Source organism: Mesorhizobium sp. RSR380A, assembly GCF_054719385.1.
The window spans coordinates 4,702,426-4,718,476 of record NZ_JBTTIB010000001.1; the positions used below are offsets into that span (position 1 = coordinate 4,702,426).

Sequence of the window (16,051 nt, forward strand, 5' to 3'; positions counted from 1 at the left end):
GGGGGAGATGGCCGGCAGGCCAGAGGGGGGTGTGACGGAGCGCTGCGGTAGGCCAAAAAGCTACTCGAACCTCTCCGCAATATGATGCTCTTCGGCGAGGTCGGAAAACCGTGTGAACTCGCCATGGAAGGCGAGGCTCACCGAACCTGTCGGGCCGTGGCGCTGCTTGGCGACGATGACTTCGGCCTTGCCGCGCATCTCGTTCATCTCGTGTTCCCACTTGATGTATTCGTCGGTGCCGGGCTTCGGTTCGCGGTTCTTCAGATAATATTCCTCGCGGTAGACGAACATCACCACGTCGGCGTCCTGCTCGATCGAGCCGGATTCGCGAAGATCGGACAGCTGCGGGCGTTTGTCTTCGCGGCTTTCGACCTGACGCGACAGCTGCGACAGCGCGATGATCGGAACGGAGAGTTCCTTGGCCAGCGCCTTGAGGCCGGTGGTGATCTCGGTGATTTCCTGCACCCGGTTCTGTGACGATTTCGCGCTCGACCCCTGCATCAGCTGGATATAGTCGATGACGATGAGGTCGAGGCCGCGCTGACGCTTCAGCCGCCGCGCCCGCGCCGACAGCTGCGCGATCGAGATACCGCCGGTCTGGTCGATGAACAGCGGGATCTTCTGCATGGTCTGCGAGCAGGCGACCAGCTTTTCGAAATCCATCTCCGAAATCTCGCCGCGGCGGATTTTTGACGACGAAATTTCCGTCTGTTCGGAAATGATGCGGGTGGCGAGCTGCTCGGACGACATTTCCAGCGAGAAGAAGCCGACGACGCCGCCATTGGCTGCCTTGAACGAGCCGTCGGCCTGCTGCGCCGGCTCATACATCTCGGCAATGTTGAAGGCGATGTTGGTGGCGAGCGACGTCTTGCCCATGCCCGGACGGCCGGCAATGATGATCAGATCCGACGCCTGCAGGCCACCCATGCGGCGGTCGAGATCGCGCATGCCGGTGGCGAGGCCCGACAAATGGCCGTCGCGCATATAGGCGGCGTTGGCCATGTCGACGGCGGTCTTGACCGCGTCGGTGAAGCTCTCGAAGCCGCCATCATAGCGGCCGGTTTCGGCCAGTTCGAACAGCCGCCGCTCGGCATCCTCGATCTGTTCGGACGGCGCCATGTCGACCGGCGCGTCATAGGCGATGTTGACCATGTCCTCGCCGACGGTAATCAGTGCCCGGCGCGTGGCCAGATCGTAGATGGCGCGGCCATAATCGGTGGCATTGACGACGGTGACGGCTTCGACCGCCAGACGAACCACATATTGCGCCACCGTCATGTCGCCGACCTTCTCGTCGGCCGGCAGGAAGGTTTTCAGCGTGATCGGCGTCGCCACCTTGCCCATGCGGATGAGCTCGGCCGCGACCTCGAAGATTTTCCGGTGCAGCGGCTCGTAGAAATGGCCGGCCTTGAGGAAGTCGGAGACGCGGTAGAAGGCATCGTTGTTGACGAGGATGGCGCCGAGCAGCGCCTGCTCTGCCTCGATGTTGTTCGGCGCTTCACGATAAAGCGGTTGCTGCTCCGCCACGCCGAATTTTCGCGCTGCCTCTGCCATGATGTCCCCGATTTTGATCCCGGCTTCTCGATATCAGAACGAGATAAATCGGTGCTGACCTTTCTGCATCACCGCACGACCAATCAACCTCGATGCCCGTTGTTCACAGGGGCCGCAAACCGTCCACAGAAGAGTGTTTCCGCGCCCCGATTCCGGTTGACTCAGAAAGGCGCTGACTTTTATCCGAGTCGTTGGAACAGAGCAAGAACAATCTCGGTGATTATCCGCTTCTTCCGTCCAGTGTATCGCCCCAGTCCAGCCGCCGCGCTGCCTTGAACAGCTCGCCCTCGCGCTTGGTGAAAAGTGTCTCGCCGGCGCCGCCATCCGGCTGGCACAGTTTGAGCAGCACCTTGCCGGAGCCCGATTTCGGCGGCGCAATCACGCGGGGCGGATGTACAGGCGCGGGTTGCCGCGACGCCGCGACGTAGATGAATTTCTCGTCCTCCCACGGCACGTCCGCGTCTTTGGCCAGGCGATGAAGGCGCGAGCGGGCGACGCGGCGCGAAAAATGGCACCAGTCGGGCGGCTCAAGCGGGCAGGGCGCCTCATGCGGACAAGGCGCCAGCACATGCGCCCCGGCCTCCAGCAATTGCCTGCGCACTGCCAGGATGCGCTGCCAGCCTGCCGGTGTGCCGGGCTCGACGATCAGCAGTGTGTCGCCGGTCAAATGCCAGAGCCGGCCGACAAGCTTCGGCAGCGATGCTGGCGCGATCTCGTCCAGCACATAGGCGCAGGTGACGAGGTCGGCAGGCTTGAGATCGGCAAGGTCGATGGTCACGTCGCCAGCGCGCCAGTCCATCCTCGTGGCGATGGTATCAAGGGCGAGCGACTGGCCAACCTTGCGCACCGCGGCGCTTGCTTCAACCAGAACCGCCTCTTCGAGGTCGGGCCACAGGTCTGTAGTGGCCCAAAGCACCGTGCCAGGACCGGCGCCGACATCGAGCAAGCTCGTTGGCTGGAAATCGGGCCGCGCATAGGCGAGTTCGTCGAGACCGGCCCGTACCGCCGCGTAGGTCGCCGGCAGCCGCGTCGCCAGATAGGCTTTTACCGCCATCTCTTCGGCCATGTGCAGGCGGCCGTCGCGCAATTCGGCGCGGTAGCGGTCAGACAGCGTCTTCGCCGCCTGGCGCAGCACCGCCAGCGGTATCGTTTCGAGCAGGCGCTCGACGCCTTGTCGCAGCGAGGCGGGGAGTTCCACGCTCAGGCTCCGCGTGCCGCGAGCACCGAGGCGCCGGCGAACTCGACAAGGGTGGTGGCGATGGTGGGCAGGCAGGTCATTAAAAAAGGTCTCGCGAGAACGAGACCTTTTTCAGTGTCAGAGCCGTCAATGGCAAGCGGCAATCGCAATCGAGGCGTTATTCGCGATCCGCCACCTTGCGACGGCGCGCTGGCTTGGCCGCAACGGACCTGACAGCAACGGACCTGGCAGGCACAGACCTGGCGACAGCAGGCTCGGCGGCCGCCGCCTCCTGACGATGCCCCATTTCGCGCATTTCGAGCGCCTTTTCACATTTGGCCATGTAGTCGCGCGTCATCGGCAGCGTGTCGTTCTTCTTGGCGATCTGGATCTGGAAGATCACCAGATCCTGCCAGCGGAAGGCGGCTTCCGAAGCCGCCAGATAGAACTCCCACATCCTGCAGAAGCGCTCGTCGTAGATGGCTTTGGCCTTGTCGCGGTTGGCGGCAAAGCGCTGGCCCCAATGCTTCAGCGTATCGGCATAGTGCAGCCGCAGAATCTCGATGTCGGTGACCACAAGCCCCGACTTCTCGATCGCCGGCATCACCTCCGACAGCGAGGGAATGTAGCCGCCCGGAAAAATGTACTTGCGGATAAAGGCGCTGGTCGCCCACGGCACGCCGGAGCGGCCGATCGTGTGCAAGAGCATGACGCCGTCGGGCTTCAACAGCGTCGCCGACTTGTCGAAGAAGGTGCGGAAGTGGTTGACGCCGACATGCTCGAACATGCCGACCGAGACGATGCGGTCGAAGCGTTCGTTGAGTTCGCGGTAGTCCTTGAGATCGAAATGCACGCGGTCCTGCAAGCCTTGCGCATGCGCCCGGTCGGTGGCGACGCCGTGCTGCTCGGTCGACAGCGTCACGCCTTGCACGTCGACATCGAAAGCCTTGGCGAGATAGAGGCCGAGCCCACCCCAGCCGGAGCCGATATCGAGCACGGTCTGGCCGGCCTTCAGCCTGAGCTTGGCGGCGATATGGCGTTTCTTGGCCATCTGCGCCTCGTCGAGCGTCATGTCCGGCTGTTCGAAGTAGGCGCAGGAATACTGCATGTCGTCGTCGAGGAAGAGCCGGTAGAGGTCACCCGACAAATCATAGTGGCGCTGCACGTTGCGGCGCGCCCGTGATGCGGTGTTGATCTGCTGCAGGCGGCGAAAGGCGTGGCGCAGACCCTCGATGGCCTTCGACCAGGTGGCGTCGATACCGCCACTGCCCATGTTCTGGAAGGCGATGCGCATCATACCCAGTACGCCGCCCTCGATGATGTCGAGTTCGCCGTCCATATAGGCTTCCGGCACGGCCAGCATCGGATCGAAGGTAATGGCGCGCTCGGCATGCGCGGTCTTGATGTGCATATGCACCGGCTCGCCGCTGCCGTCGCCGAAAACCACTGTCGAGCCCTTCGGGCCGGTGACTTTCAGATTGCCCGTACGCACCAGGCGGTCGAGAACGCGTTTCAACAGAATATTCATCACCAAATGTCCCCTCACGGTCAGACTGGCGGACCAATTCTGCAACAATATATAGGGGTTCGAAAAGTTCCATTTGGCACAAAAATGCCCGGGCGAGAGGCCCGGGCATTGGTCCAGAAAGGCTGGATGACGAGGAAGTGATTGGAGCGCTGCTCCCTCGCTTCCCGATCAGGCCCAGTGCGGGATCAGGCGTTGTCTTCTTCGCCGCCTTCGAACTCGGTGTTCGGGTCGAAGAAGTTCTCCGGCCGTGCGTTGTCGTTGATGTCATCGCCATAGATGGCTTCGGCGGTGGTCAGCGTCTCGCCCTTGGCCTGGCGCTCGGCTTCGTCAGCCGTGCGGGCGATGTTGAGGCTGATGGTGACCTCGACTTCCGGATGCAGCGCAATCGCCACATTGGTGACGCCGATGGTCTTGATCGGCTGGTTGAGCTGGATCTGGTTGCGGTTGACCGAGAACCCTTCGGCGGTCAGCAGGTCGGCGATGTCGCGGGTCGACACCGAACCGTAGAGCTGGCCGGTCTCGCCGGCCGAACGTACGGCGATGAAGCTCTTCCCGTCGAGCTTTTCGGCAACCTGGCTGGCTTCCGACTTGCGCTCGAGGTTGCGGGCTTCGAGCTGCGCGCGCTGTCCTTCGAACTTCTTCTTGTTGGCTTCGTTGGCGCGCAGCGCCTTGCCCTGCGGCAAGAGGAAGTTGCGGGCAAAGCCGTCCTTGACCTTGACGGTATCGCCCATCTGGCCGAGGCGGGAAACGCGTTCGAGAAGAATCACTTGCATGTCTTGTTCCTTCGTCTGGGCACCGACCGCGGGATCGGCGCCGAATTGAATGGAACAGGTCAGGAAGCTCTGAGCGCCTTGGCGCCGGTGTCGCTGTCCTGCCTGTCGCGGCAGTTAGAGGCTTTTCACCTCAACTCGGGATTTCAATGCATGTCGCCAAGAGTGGTCCCGGTTTTGGGACAACGACATGCATCATCAAATTACCCCTGCGGCGCCCGTCGCCGTGGGAGAAGGAAGCAGGCGGCGAACCGCCTGCTTCGGAGATCTTAGCGAACCACGTAGGGCAGCAGGCCGAGGAAGCGGGCGCGCTTGATCGCCTTGGCGAGTTCGCGCTGCTTCTTCTGGCTGACGGCGGTGATGCGCGACGGCACGATCTTGCCGCGCTCGGAAATGTAGCGCTGCAGAAGACGCACGTCCTTGTAGTCGATCTTGGGCGCATTGGCGCCGGAGAACGGGCAGGTCTTGCGGCGGCGATGGAACGGGCGCCGGGTCGGGATCTGATTGATGTCGACCATTATTCTGCACCTCCTTCAACGCCTTCGCGCGGACGGCGCGGACCACGATCGCCACCGGCATCGCCAAATGAGCGCGGCGGACGATCGCCACGGTCGCCGCGATCACGGTCGCCGAACGAGCGCGGACCACGATCGCCACGGTCGCGGTCGCCGAAGCCGCCGCGTTCCGAGCGCTCTTCGCGCTTCTGCATCATGGCCGACGGGCCTTCCTCATGCGCCTCGACCTTGACGGTCAGGAAACGCAGCACGTCCTCGGACAGGCCCATCTGGCGCTCCATCTCGTTGAGCGCTGCCGGCGGGCAGTTGAGGTCCATAAGCGTGTAGTAAGCCTTCCGGTTCTTGTTGACCCGGTAGGTGAGGGACTTCAGTCCCCAGTTCTCGACCCGGCCGACGGACCCGCCATTTGCGGAGATGACGCCCTTGTACTGTTCGACAAGCGCATCGACCTGCTGCTGCGAGAGGTCCTGCCGGGCAAGGAACACATGTTCGTATAGAGCCATAGTGGTTCAGTGCCTTTCTTCGTTTCTCTCCCGGATCCTCGCGGCAAAAGCCTCTGCAACTTCTCTGACCCGCTGATCCCGAAGGGGCGGGGAAGAAAGGAGCATTTCGAGACGGTCGAGAGCGGAGACACGGGAGGCGGAAGCGCTTCTGGCTTCACACGAAGGTTTTGGGTAAAACCTCCGGCCCTCCGTTCAGCCCCCAGCAAGGACCGGCAGATTGCGGGCGTCTATATAGCAATTTGGCTGGAAGGCAAGGGTAACGCATGCTCCGGACAGCGTCCTGGCGTCGCAGGGTTGGATAAAGAAGGCATCAACTCGTATGCGGGGTACGACCGTTGATCGTTTCGGGGAAGAAGTCCGGGGCCGCCTTACGCTTGCCGAACATCATGTCGTATTGCAGCAGGCGGAAATCGTTGATCGCCGGATCAACATCCTTCTGCCGCGCCCAGTCCGGCGTGGCCTCACCTGACGGTGTCAGAAGCAGATTGCGGTCGACGACGCGATAGCGTTCGCGCAGCGCGCCCAGGAAGCCGGTGTAGTAGGGGTGCGTGATCCCGGCCGTCGTAAGGATATGGTAGGGCAGGAAGGCTGGGCTCACGGCGCCCATATCCTGCGCCGGACCGGTGCGGTTAGACCAGATGACCAGCGGCGTCTGATGATGCTCCAGTGCCGCCTCGGGCGTCGGTTCCTTGCGCGGCGCGACATTGTCCTTCAGGTAACCGGTTTCGACATAGACGGGGCCGAGCGGCGGCAGATGGTCGCCGAAGAAGGCGATGACCGTCGGCCGCTCGCGCTTCTTCGCCCATTCGATCAATCGCTCGAGGCCACGGTCGGCATCGGCCGATCCCTCGGCGTAGCTGAGCAGCGATTCCCGCGCCCACGTGCTGATCGGTGCCACGACCTTGTGGGTCGGATTGTAATAGCGGTATGGCTCGTAGGGACCGTGGTTCTGCAGGCTGACGGCGAAGAAGAACACCGGCCGCTCGCTGGCGTCGGCCTCTGCGATGATCTCGTCGGTCATCGACGCATCGGAAGCCAGCGGCCCGCGCTTTTCCAGTGGCGGCAGCGTCTCTTCCGAGCGGAAATCGTTGAAACCGAAATCGGCATAGACGGCGCCCCTGTTCCAGAACCAGTTGGTGCCCGGATGGATGGCGCGCGCCCGGTAGCCCTCGCTTTTCAGGAAGGTCGCCAGCGACGGCGTCGGCGTGCGCACATATTGCTGGTAGGGGATCGAGCCCGCCGGCAGGAAGGCATTGGAAAAGCCGGTCAGCGCCTCGAATTCGATGTTGGCGGTCATGCCGCCGAATTCCGGCGAGAACATATAGCCGGAACGCAGCGCCCGCACATTGGGGATCGGGTCAGGCGTGATTGTGACGCCGGGCAGCTTGGTCGGATCCCAGAAAGATTCGCTCATCACCACGATGATGTCGGGTTTCTCATCCGGTACCGAGGCCGCCACATCAGGCCTGTCGATCGCGTCGATCGCCTTGTCGGAATAGCCCGCCGGCGCCGAGACATGCGCCATCGGCACGTTTAGCGCGAAGGCCAGCGCAAACCCGTTGGAGGCGTAGTTCTCCTTCTGGTCCCACATAATCGGGATGATCTGCAGCCGGTCGCGGGTCCACGAGAAGGTGGCGTAGTCCATGATCGAGACGAAGAAGGCGAGCAGCGGCACTGCCAGCGTCAGCCGCGCCAGCCGCCCTTTGCGGCTGAGGATCGGAACCTTGCGGCGCCACAACCGCCAGCCATAGATCAGCAGCGACAGGCCGGCGACGATGCCGACCGCCATGGCGAGCGCCGTCCAAGGCCGTTCGCGCACCAGGAGCGGCATCAGTGCCATGATCTGGCGCGAATAAAGAAAATCGGTTGGGTAGAGCGGATCGCCGAGATAATGCGACTTCTGATGCCCGACAAAGGCCAGCGCCAGCGTCAGCGGCGCCACGATCATCAGACTCTGGTGACTGCGGCCAAGCACGGCGTCCAGTCCCATCAGCACCAATGCAAAGACAATGATGGTGGTCCAGCCCGGCTTGAATGGCTGCAGGAAGAAGTCGACCGTGCCGAAGAAGTCGCCGCGCACGATCCATTCGATGGCGAACACCAGGATGGCGGAGGCAAGCAGCGTGACCAGACCGTAGCGGATGACCGGCCATCTGCGCCCCGGCAGGTAGCCGGTGGACGGATCGTCTTCCAAGAACTGTGGCGCGGGTACGGCCGCGCCCTTCCTGATCCTAGCCACGTCTCTTCCCCCGGCCCAAGCAACGCGTATTTCCACTCGCGCCACCGTTCTGTCATAGAACTGTCATGCAAAAGCTAGCGCCTGTGGCGAAAATAAGAAGAGCCAGCAAACGATTCGTGAGCGGTTTTCATCAGGTGTGATCGGCAAAAAGCCTTTGGGAACAGGGACTCGAGGTCAGCTCCGGTTCAAGCGAGAGCCGAAATGCCGCCTCCGGGCTTGACTTGACGGTCCGCCTTGCGTCACAGGCAGGAAAAATCAGCCGCTGGAGAGCGCCCAAATGGCCGTCGCATTCACCTTTCCGGGACAGGGCAGTCAGGCTGTCGGCATGGGCAAGGACCTCGCCGACGCCTTCCCCGAGGCACGCAGGGTGTTCGAGGAAGTCGATGATGCGTTGGGCGAAAAGCTGTCGAAACTGATCTGGGAAGGCCCGGAAGAGGCGCTGACCCTGACTGCCAATGCCCAGCCGGCGCTGATGGCGGTCTCGCTGGCGGGAATCCGCTCGCTGGAAGCGCGCGGCTTTTCGCTGAAGGACAAGGTTGCCTACGTTGCCGGTCATTCGCTCGGCGAATATTCCGCCCTTGCCGCGGCCGGTTTCGTTTCGGTCGCCGATGCTGCCCGGCTGCTGCGCATCCGCGGCAACGCCATGCAGGCGGCGGTGCCGGCCGGCGAGGGCGCCATGGCGGCGATCATCGGACTGGAACAGCCCGACGTCGAAGCCGCTTGCACCGAGGCCGCAACGGGATCCGGCAAGGTCTGCCAGATCGCCAACGACAATGGCGGCGGCCAGCTGGTGATCTCCGGCGCCAGGGCGGCGGTGGAACTCGCCGCGAAACTGTGCACCGAAAAGGGCGCCAAGCGGGCGCTGATGCTGCAGGTCTCCGCACCCTTCCATTCGGCGCTGATGGCGCCGGCGGCCGATGTCATGCGCGAGGCGCTGGCCGGCGTGACCAAGAATGCACCGGTCGTGCCCGTCGTCTCCAACGTCACTGTAGCCCCGACCAGCGACCCCGACGAGATCGCGCGCCGCCTGGTCGAGCAGATCACCGGCCGCGTGCGCTGGCGCGAAACGGTGGAGTGGTTCGGCGCCAATGGCGTCGCCACGCTGTTTGAGATCGGCGCCGGCAAGGTGCTTTCCGGCCTGGCGCGGCGGATCAACCGCGACATCGCCACATCGGCCGTCGGCACGCCGGCCGAAGTCGAGGCGGCGCTGGCCGCGCTTGCATAATCCACTGGCGATTCAACCCCTCCCGTGGGAAGGGTGTTCTCTTAAGATCAGGAGACGAAAATGTTCGAACTGACCGGCCGCAAGGCGCTCGTCACCGGCGCATCGGGCGGCATTGGCGAGGCGATTGCCCGGGTGCTGCATGCGCAAGGCGCCATTGTCGGCCTGCACGGCACCCGCATCGAGAAACTGGAGACCCTGGCCGGCGAACTCGGCGACCGGGTAAAGCTGTTCCCGGCCAATCTTGCCGACCGTGACGTGGTCAAGGCGCTTGGCCAGAAGGCCGAAGCCGAACTCGAAGGCGTCGACATACTGGTCAACAATGCCGGCATCACCAAGGACGGCCTGTTCGTACGCATGGCGGATGCGGATTGGGACAGCGTGCTGGAGGTGAACCTCACCGCCGTGTTCCGGCTGACCCGCGAGCTGACCCATCCGATGATGCGCCGCCGCCATGGCCGCATCATCAACATCACCTCGGTGGTCGGCGTCACCGGCAATCCTGGCCAGACCAATTATTGCGCCTCCAAGGCCGGCATGATCGGCTTTTCCAAGTCGCTGGCGCAGGAGATCGCCACCCGCAACATCACCGTCAACTGCGTCGCCCCGGGCTTTATCGAATCGGCCATGACCGACAAGCTCAACGACAAGCAGAAAGACGCGATAATGGCCGCGATCCCGACGCGCCGCATGGGCACGAGTGTTGAAGTGGCGTCGGCCGTCGCCTATCTCGCCTCCAACGAGGCAGCCTACGTCACCGGCCAGACCATCCATGTCAACGGTGGCATGGCCATGATCTGACAGGATATTGCCGGGTGATAAGAAGACATGGCCGGCTTGTGAAAAGAGACCATTTCGCCTTGGACCTCGGCCATTTTTCGTGTAATGCGGCCCGCAACCCGGCGGTTCGGGCAAAAACCGGTCCGGCATCGTTGCGTTTCCGGCAGGACCATCTTTCAGCTTGATTAGCGGCATTCTGCCCGCTAACGAAGACAGACAAACAAAAGACGAGGATGCCCCAAATGAGTGACACCGCAGAGCGCGTCAAGAAGATCGTCATCGAACATCTTGGCGTCGATGCCGACAAGGTGACGGAGCAGGCGAGCTTCATCGATGATCTGGGCGCGGACAGCCTCGACACGGTCGAACTCGTCATGGCGTTCGAAGAAGAGTTCGGCGTCGAGATTCCGGACGATGCGGCCGAGACCATCCTGACCGTCGGCGATGCCGTGAAGTACATCGACAAGGCTTCGGCCTGACACTATCCGCAGTCATCACCGGGGAGGACCTGCGATGAGGCGAGTCGTCGTCACGGGCCTTGGCCTGGTTTCGCCGTTCGGCATGGGCTTCGAGCACAGCTGGAAGGAACTTCTGACCGGCCGCAGCGCCGCCAAGCGCGTCACCGAGTTCGAAGTGGAAGATCTTGCCTGCAAGATCGCCCACGTCATTCCGCGCGGTGACGGCACCAACGGCACGCTCAATCCCGAAGCCGTGCTCGAGCCCAAGGAACTGCGCAAGATCGGCGACTTCATCCTTTACGGGATTGCGGCCGCCGACGAAGCGCTGAAGGATTCCGGCTGGGAGCCCAGCACCGAAGCCGAGCGCTGCGCCACCGGCGTCATGATCGGCTCCGGCATTGGCGGCCTCGAGGGCATCGCCGAGAACGCTATCATCCTGAAAGAGCGCGGACCGCGCCGTATCAGTCCATTCTTCATTCCCGGCAACATTATCAACCTGGTATCTGGCCAGGTATCGATCCGGCATGGGCTGAAAGGCCCCAACCACGCCGTCGTCACCGCCTGCTCGACCGGCGCGCACGCCATTGGCGATGCCGCCCGGCTGATCATCTTCGGCGATGCCGACGTGATGCTGGCCGGCGGCGCGGAATCGCCGGTGACCAGACTATCGCTTGCCGGCTTCGCTGCTTGCCGGGCACTGTCCACCGACCGCAACGACACGCCTGAGAAGGCCTCGCGTCCCTATGACCGCGACCGTGACGGCTTCGTCATGGGCGAGGGCGCCGGGGTCGTCGTGCTGGAAGAACTCGAACACGCCAAGGCGCGCGGCGCCAAGATCTATGCCGAGGTCACCGGCTACGGCCTGACCGGCGATGCCTATCACATCACTGCACCGGCCGAAGACGGCGACGGCGCCTTCCGCTGCATGACGGCGGCGCTGAACCGGGCCAAGCTGACGCCCGCCGACGTCGACTACATCAACGCGCACGGCACCTCGACCATGGCCGACACGATCGAACTCGGCGCCGTCGAGCGGCTGGTCGGCAACGCCGCCTCGAAAATCTCGATGTCATCGACCAAGTCGTCGATCGGCCATCTCCTGGGTGCCGCGGGCGCCGCCGAGGCGATCTTTTCGATCCTCGCTATCAGAGACAACATCGCGCCAGCCACCATCAATCTTGACAACCCGGAACGGGAAACCGCGATCGATCTTGTTCCGAACACGCCACGGCATCGCCAGGTCGACGTGGCGCTGTCCAACTCCTTCGGCTTCGGCGGCACCAACGCTTCGCTGGTATTCCAGCGTTATACAGGCTGATTGCGGTATCGACCGGCGCGCCAGCGGTCTGTCGTCAATTTTGCCATATTCAAGCCTACTCTGCCGCTGGGGATTCGTCGCATCGGCCTGAAACCGAAGGCGCTTTTTTTAAAAGCACGATGCGTAGGCTTGAAATGTTAGGGCACGCTGTGCGTCCAATCGGGCGCATGGTCGCTCTAAGAGATCAGATGGTAGGGCGCTAATGAACACCAATCCGGGCGGCAGCGGACAATTCGGACAAAACCAGCAGACCGGCCCGATCGTGCCGAAGACCGCGGCCGAGGCTTTGCGCCCGGAAGCCGGCACACCACCACCAAAGCGCTCGCGCGCCTCGCGCAGCCAAGTCGTCGTGTTCATGAACTTCGTCATCTCCGCGGTGATGTTGATGATCCTCGCCGCCGGCGTTTCGCTCTATTTCGGCAAGCAGGCATTCAACGAACCGGGCCCGTCGGTGGCCGGCGACACCTTCCTGGTCAAGCCGAGCACCGGCGTCCAGGATATTGCCGACCAGCTCGAACGGCGTGGGCTGATCAGCGATGCCCGCATCTTCCGCATCGCCGTGCGGGTCTATGGCAATGATTCAGCGCTGAAGGCAGGCGAATACGAGATAAAGCCGCGCGCCTCCATGCGCGACATCATGGAGCTTCTGAAGAGCGGCAAGTCGGTGATGTATTCGCTGACCATTCCCGAGGGCCTGACGGTCGAGCAGGCGCTGCAGCGCATCGCCGAGCAGGATGCGCTGACCGGCGACATGCCGGCCGCCAAGCCGGCTGAGGGCAGCCTCGCCACCGACACGCTGCGCTTTACCCGCGGCGCCACGCGCCAACAGATGGTCGACAAGCTGCTCGCCGACCAGAAGAAGCTGGTCGACGAGGTCTGGCAGCGGCGCGCGCCCGACCTGCCTCTGGCCAATGTCGACGACTTCGTCACCTTGGCCTCCATTGTCGAAAAGGAAACCGGCCGGGGCGACGAGCGCTCGCGCGTTGCCGCCGTCTTCCTCAACCGTCTGGCCAAGGGCATGCGGCTGCAATCCGATCCGACCATCATCTACGGCCTGTTCGGCGGCAAGGGCAAACCCGCCGACCGGCCGATTTATCAGTCTGACATCCAGAAACAGACGCCTTACAACACCTATCTGATCAACGGCCTGCCGCCGACGCCGATCGCCAATCCCGGCCGCGCCGCGCTCGAAGCCGTCGCCAACCCGTCGAAGACCGATGATCTCTATTTCGTCGCCGACGGCACCGGCGGCCACGTCTTTGCCACCACGCTTGCCGAGCACAATGAGAACGTTGCCCGCTACCGGGCACTGCAGAAGAAGCAGGCTGAAGACGCCGCCAAGGGCGCCAAGACTCCGGGCCAGACCGATGCACCGGCGGATGGCAACGACAACGGTGACGCAAGTGGCGATGCCGCCGGTGACAGCGGTGATGCCGGCGATAGGGGTGCCGCCCAATAGCAGGCCGGCGCTTTCAGACGGATCGACCTTAAGCGATGCGGACAGAGGCGGACGCGCTGCTGCTTTGAACGAGTAGCGGGGTTCGAAGCGTTTTCGGTCTTGCTCGGGTGCCTCTGCTTCTCGATTTCAGCCCTGCGAGATCGAAACGACAGCGGAAATCAACATCTTGCTGGTGTTGCGATTCTGACATTCGCGCCGCCCGTGATATCGAACGCATGCGCGATTTGTAGAATCGGACCATCAGGGAGACACGAGCCGCATCATGAATTTGCAGAGCATGACCGGATTTGCACGCACTGTTGCCGAACATGACGGCGCCTCGATCGCCTGGGAGGTCAAGTCGGTCAACGGCAAGAGCGTCGAGGTCAGGTTGCGGTTGCCGCAAGGTTTCGAGCGGCTCGAACCGACTGTGCGGCAGACGCTGCAGAAGCGCTTTTCGCGTGGCAATTTCCAAGCGACGCTGACCGTCGGCCGCGCCGCCGGCCAGCAGGCGCAGCCGGTGGTCAACGAAGCCTTCCTCAGGGATCTGGCGGGCTTAGCCAAGCGGCTGCAGGACCAGTTCGGTGTTGGTCCGGCAACTGCCGACGGTCTGCTTTCTCTGCGCGGCGTGCTCGATATCCCTGAAACCAGCGAAACCGAGGAGGTGCGGGCAGCACTCGACGCGTCAATCCTGTCGGCGCTGGAAACGGCGCTTACAGGTCTCGAGCAGGCACGCCAGAGCGAGGGCGAAGCGCTGCGTTCGCTGCTTTCCGGCCATATCGACGCCATTGAGGCGCTGACGCTTCAAGCCGAGGCCGACCCGTCGCGCGAACCGGCGGCGATCCGCGAGCGGATCGCCGAACAGGTGCGGCTGCTGATGGATGCGTCGGCCAATCTCGATGCCGGCCGGCTGCACATGGAAGCGGCGTTCCTGGCCACCAAGGCCGATATCCGTGAAGAGATCGACCGGCTGAAGACGCATGTGGCGTCGGGCAGAGCGCTGCTGGCAAATGGCGGCGCCATCGGCCGCAAGCTCGATTTTCTGGCGCAGGAATTCAACCGCGAATCGAATACGCTGTGTTCCAAGTCGAACGCCGCCACTGTCACCGCCATCGGGCTGGAACTGAAGGCGGTGGTCGACCAGTTTCGCGAACAGGTCCAGAATCTGGAGTAAACCCGAATGGGTGGCAAGGAGCCGATGGTTGCCAGGGATCTCGGATCCCGCATTCGCCGCCGCGGGCTGATGCTGGTCCTGTCGTCGCCGTCGGGCGCCGGCAAGTCGACGATCGCGCGCAACCTGCTGGAAAGCGACGGCAGCCTGGAATTATCGGTCTCGGTCACCACCAGGCCACGCCGCGGCTCGGAGATCGAGGGCGTCCACTATCACTTCCGCACCACGCGCGAGTTCGAGCGGCTGCGCGATTCCGACGCGTTGCTCGAATGGGCCGAGGTGCACGGCAATTGCTACGCGACGCCGCGCGAGCCGGCCGAACTGGCGCTGGCGCAGGGCCGTGACATGCTCTTCGACATCGACTGGCAAGGCGCCCAGCAGCTCAAGGAGAAGATGCGCGCCGACATCGTCTCGATCTTCATCCTGCCGCCGTCGATGAAGGAATTGAAGTCGCGCCTCAAGCGCCGCGCCGAGGACCAGGAGCACGTGATCGAGACCAGGCTGAAGAACGCCCGCAACGAGATCGAGCACTGGAAGGAATATGACTTTGTCATCGTCAACGACGATCTCGACCGCGCCTTCGCCGAAGTGCGTGGCATCGTGACGGCGGAAAGGCTGCGGCGCGACCGCCGGCCCGGGCTGTTCGATTTCGTCTCGGGGTTGCTGGACGAGAAGACGGAATAGCTCGTCCACCGCTGGCAATCTAAATTAGCCGCATCAGCTGCCTGGCAGATCGTCCGGCCAACGCTGCGCTCCGTGAAGCACGCGCAGGATTCGAATCGTGCTGTTGGTCAGCTGATAGGCCGCGACATATGGCGTGCCGACGATGACGATCTCTCGTGTCCCTGCAAGCCTGCCGATCCGGCCGCTTTGGGGAAGGTCCCGAAGACGGTTGATTGCGGCGACGATCCGCTCATCGGTGGCGATCGCGGCCGCAGGATTGTCGGCCTCGATATGCGCGAAGATGCCGTCGCGATCTGAAAGCGCGAATGGCGACCAGACGATCTTCAAGATTTAGGTTCACCCGAACGCCGCGCCGCGGCGCGTCTCTCGGCAAAATGCGCCTCGACTTGATCATCAGGAATGTCTTGTCGGGTGTCGTCGAGCGCTTCGCGAACCTTGGCGCGAAACCATAAATCATACGCCTCGTTGTTTGTGACGAGATCGATGGGCAGCGCACCCTCGTTGGCGGTTCGGGTGAGCAATATCCGCACCGCATCCGAGACCGTCAGCCCCATGCTTTCGAGCACCGCCGAAGCTCGATCCCGGATGTCGGCGTCGATACGCGTCTGGACCAGTGCATTTGCTGGCATGGCAATCTCCTTCGACGTCAATGTAATGCGTTTGAATGACGATTGCTAGGCGGCGCTAGCGCCGC

The 16,051-nt window shown here is 63.0% G+C and carries 16 protein-coding genes; 7 read left to right on the top strand and 9 right to left on the bottom strand.

Annotated features, from left to right (window positions below; genetic code table 11):
* Positions 1-60: 60 nt before the first annotated feature.
* From ACYG9Z_RS22590 to ACYG9Z_RS22620, 7 genes are all read right to left on the bottom strand, one after another.
* Entirely contained in the window at positions 61-1,554 is a 1,494-nt protein-coding gene (locus tag ACYG9Z_RS22590) for a replicative DNA helicase (RefSeq protein ID WP_023672717.1), read from the bottom strand.
* Between the two features lie 220 nt (positions 1,555-1,774).
* Positions 1,775-2,752, bottom strand: a complete 978-nt coding sequence (locus ACYG9Z_RS22595) for a small ribosomal subunit Rsm22 family protein (RefSeq protein ID WP_023733856.1) — start codon at positions 2,750-2,752, stop codon at positions 1,775-1,777.
* A gap of 157 nt (positions 2,753-2,909) precedes the next feature.
* A complete protein-coding gene (locus ACYG9Z_RS22600; protein ID WP_023672720.1) occupies positions 2,910-4,259 on the bottom strand; it encodes an SAM-dependent methyltransferase in 1,350 nt (449 codons plus the stop codon).
* Positions 4,260-4,444: 185 nt separating this feature from the next.
* Positions 4,445-5,032: a 50S ribosomal protein L9 gene (gene rplI, locus ACYG9Z_RS22605; protein WP_023672721.1), complete on the bottom strand. Its 588-nt coding sequence runs from the start codon at positions 5,030-5,032 to the stop codon at positions 4,445-4,447.
* A gap of 266 nt (positions 5,033-5,298) precedes the next feature.
* On the bottom strand, positions 5,299-5,547 hold the full coding sequence (gene rpsR, locus ACYG9Z_RS22610; protein WP_006203718.1) for a 30S ribosomal protein S18: 249 nt from the start codon (positions 5,545-5,547) through the stop codon (positions 5,299-5,301).
* Positions 5,547-6,047 (bottom strand): 30S ribosomal protein S6, encoded by a 501-nt coding sequence (gene rpsF, locus ACYG9Z_RS22615; RefSeq protein WP_023672722.1) that lies wholly within the window; start codon positions 6,045-6,047, stop codon positions 5,547-5,549. The genes rpsR and rpsF overlap by 1 nt, the downstream gene beginning before the upstream one ends.
* A gap of 310 nt (positions 6,048-6,357) precedes the next feature.
* On the bottom strand, positions 6,358-8,286 hold the full coding sequence (locus ACYG9Z_RS22620; protein ID WP_023752521.1) for an LTA synthase family protein: 1,929 nt from the start codon (positions 8,284-8,286) through the stop codon (positions 6,358-6,360).
* Between the two features lie 277 nt (positions 8,287-8,563).
* Between ACYG9Z_RS22620 and fabD the strand changes: the two genes are divergently transcribed.
* From fabD to gmk, 7 genes are all read left to right on the top strand, one after another.
* Positions 8,564-9,511, top strand: coding sequence for an ACP S-malonyltransferase (gene fabD / locus ACYG9Z_RS22625; protein WP_023752522.1), 948 nt, complete (start codon positions 8,564-8,566; stop codon positions 9,509-9,511).
* Between the two features lie 60 nt (positions 9,512-9,571).
* Positions 9,572-10,309, top strand: coding sequence for a 3-oxoacyl-[acyl-carrier-protein] reductase (fabG, locus tag ACYG9Z_RS22630; RefSeq protein WP_023752523.1), 738 nt, complete (start codon positions 9,572-9,574; stop codon positions 10,307-10,309).
* 221 nt (positions 10,310-10,530) lie between these two features.
* Positions 10,531-10,767, top strand: a complete 237-nt coding sequence (locus ACYG9Z_RS22635) for an acyl carrier protein (RefSeq protein WP_006203723.1) — start codon at positions 10,531-10,533, stop codon at positions 10,765-10,767.
* A 34-nt stretch (positions 10,768-10,801) separates the two neighbouring features.
* Positions 10,802-12,064 (top strand): beta-ketoacyl-ACP synthase II, encoded by a 1,263-nt coding sequence (gene fabF / locus ACYG9Z_RS22640; RefSeq protein WP_023685687.1) that lies wholly within the window; start codon positions 10,802-10,804, stop codon positions 12,062-12,064.
* A gap of 202 nt (positions 12,065-12,266) precedes the next feature.
* Positions 12,267-13,523: an endolytic transglycosylase MltG gene (gene mltG / locus ACYG9Z_RS22645; protein ID WP_023752524.1), complete on the top strand. Its 1,257-nt coding sequence runs from the start codon at positions 12,267-12,269 to the stop codon at positions 13,521-13,523.
* Between the two features lie 262 nt (positions 13,524-13,785).
* Positions 13,786-14,676 (top strand): YicC/YloC family endoribonuclease, encoded by an 891-nt coding sequence (locus tag ACYG9Z_RS22650; protein ID WP_023695597.1) that lies wholly within the window; start codon positions 13,786-13,788, stop codon positions 14,674-14,676.
* 6 nt (positions 14,677-14,682) lie between these two features.
* Complete coding sequence (gene gmk / locus ACYG9Z_RS22655) at positions 14,683-15,357, top strand: guanylate kinase (protein ID WP_023672729.1); 675 nt, start codon at positions 14,683-14,685, stop codon at positions 15,355-15,357.
* 33 nt (positions 15,358-15,390) lie between these two features.
* Here the strand turns inward: gmk and ACYG9Z_RS22660 are convergent, their stop codons facing one another.
* Together ACYG9Z_RS22660 and ACYG9Z_RS22665 are read right to left on the bottom strand one after the other, a co-directional pair.
* Complete coding sequence (locus ACYG9Z_RS22660) at positions 15,391-15,684, bottom strand: type II toxin-antitoxin system RelE/ParE family toxin (protein WP_023672730.1); 294 nt, start codon at positions 15,682-15,684, stop codon at positions 15,391-15,393.
* On the bottom strand, positions 15,681-15,986 hold the full coding sequence (locus ACYG9Z_RS22665; RefSeq protein ID WP_023672731.1) for a type II toxin-antitoxin system RelB/DinJ family antitoxin: 306 nt from the start codon (positions 15,984-15,986) through the stop codon (positions 15,681-15,683). Before ACYG9Z_RS22665 ends, ACYG9Z_RS22660 begins: the two co-directional genes overlap by 4 nt.
* Positions 15,987-16,051 lie beyond the last annotated feature (65 nt).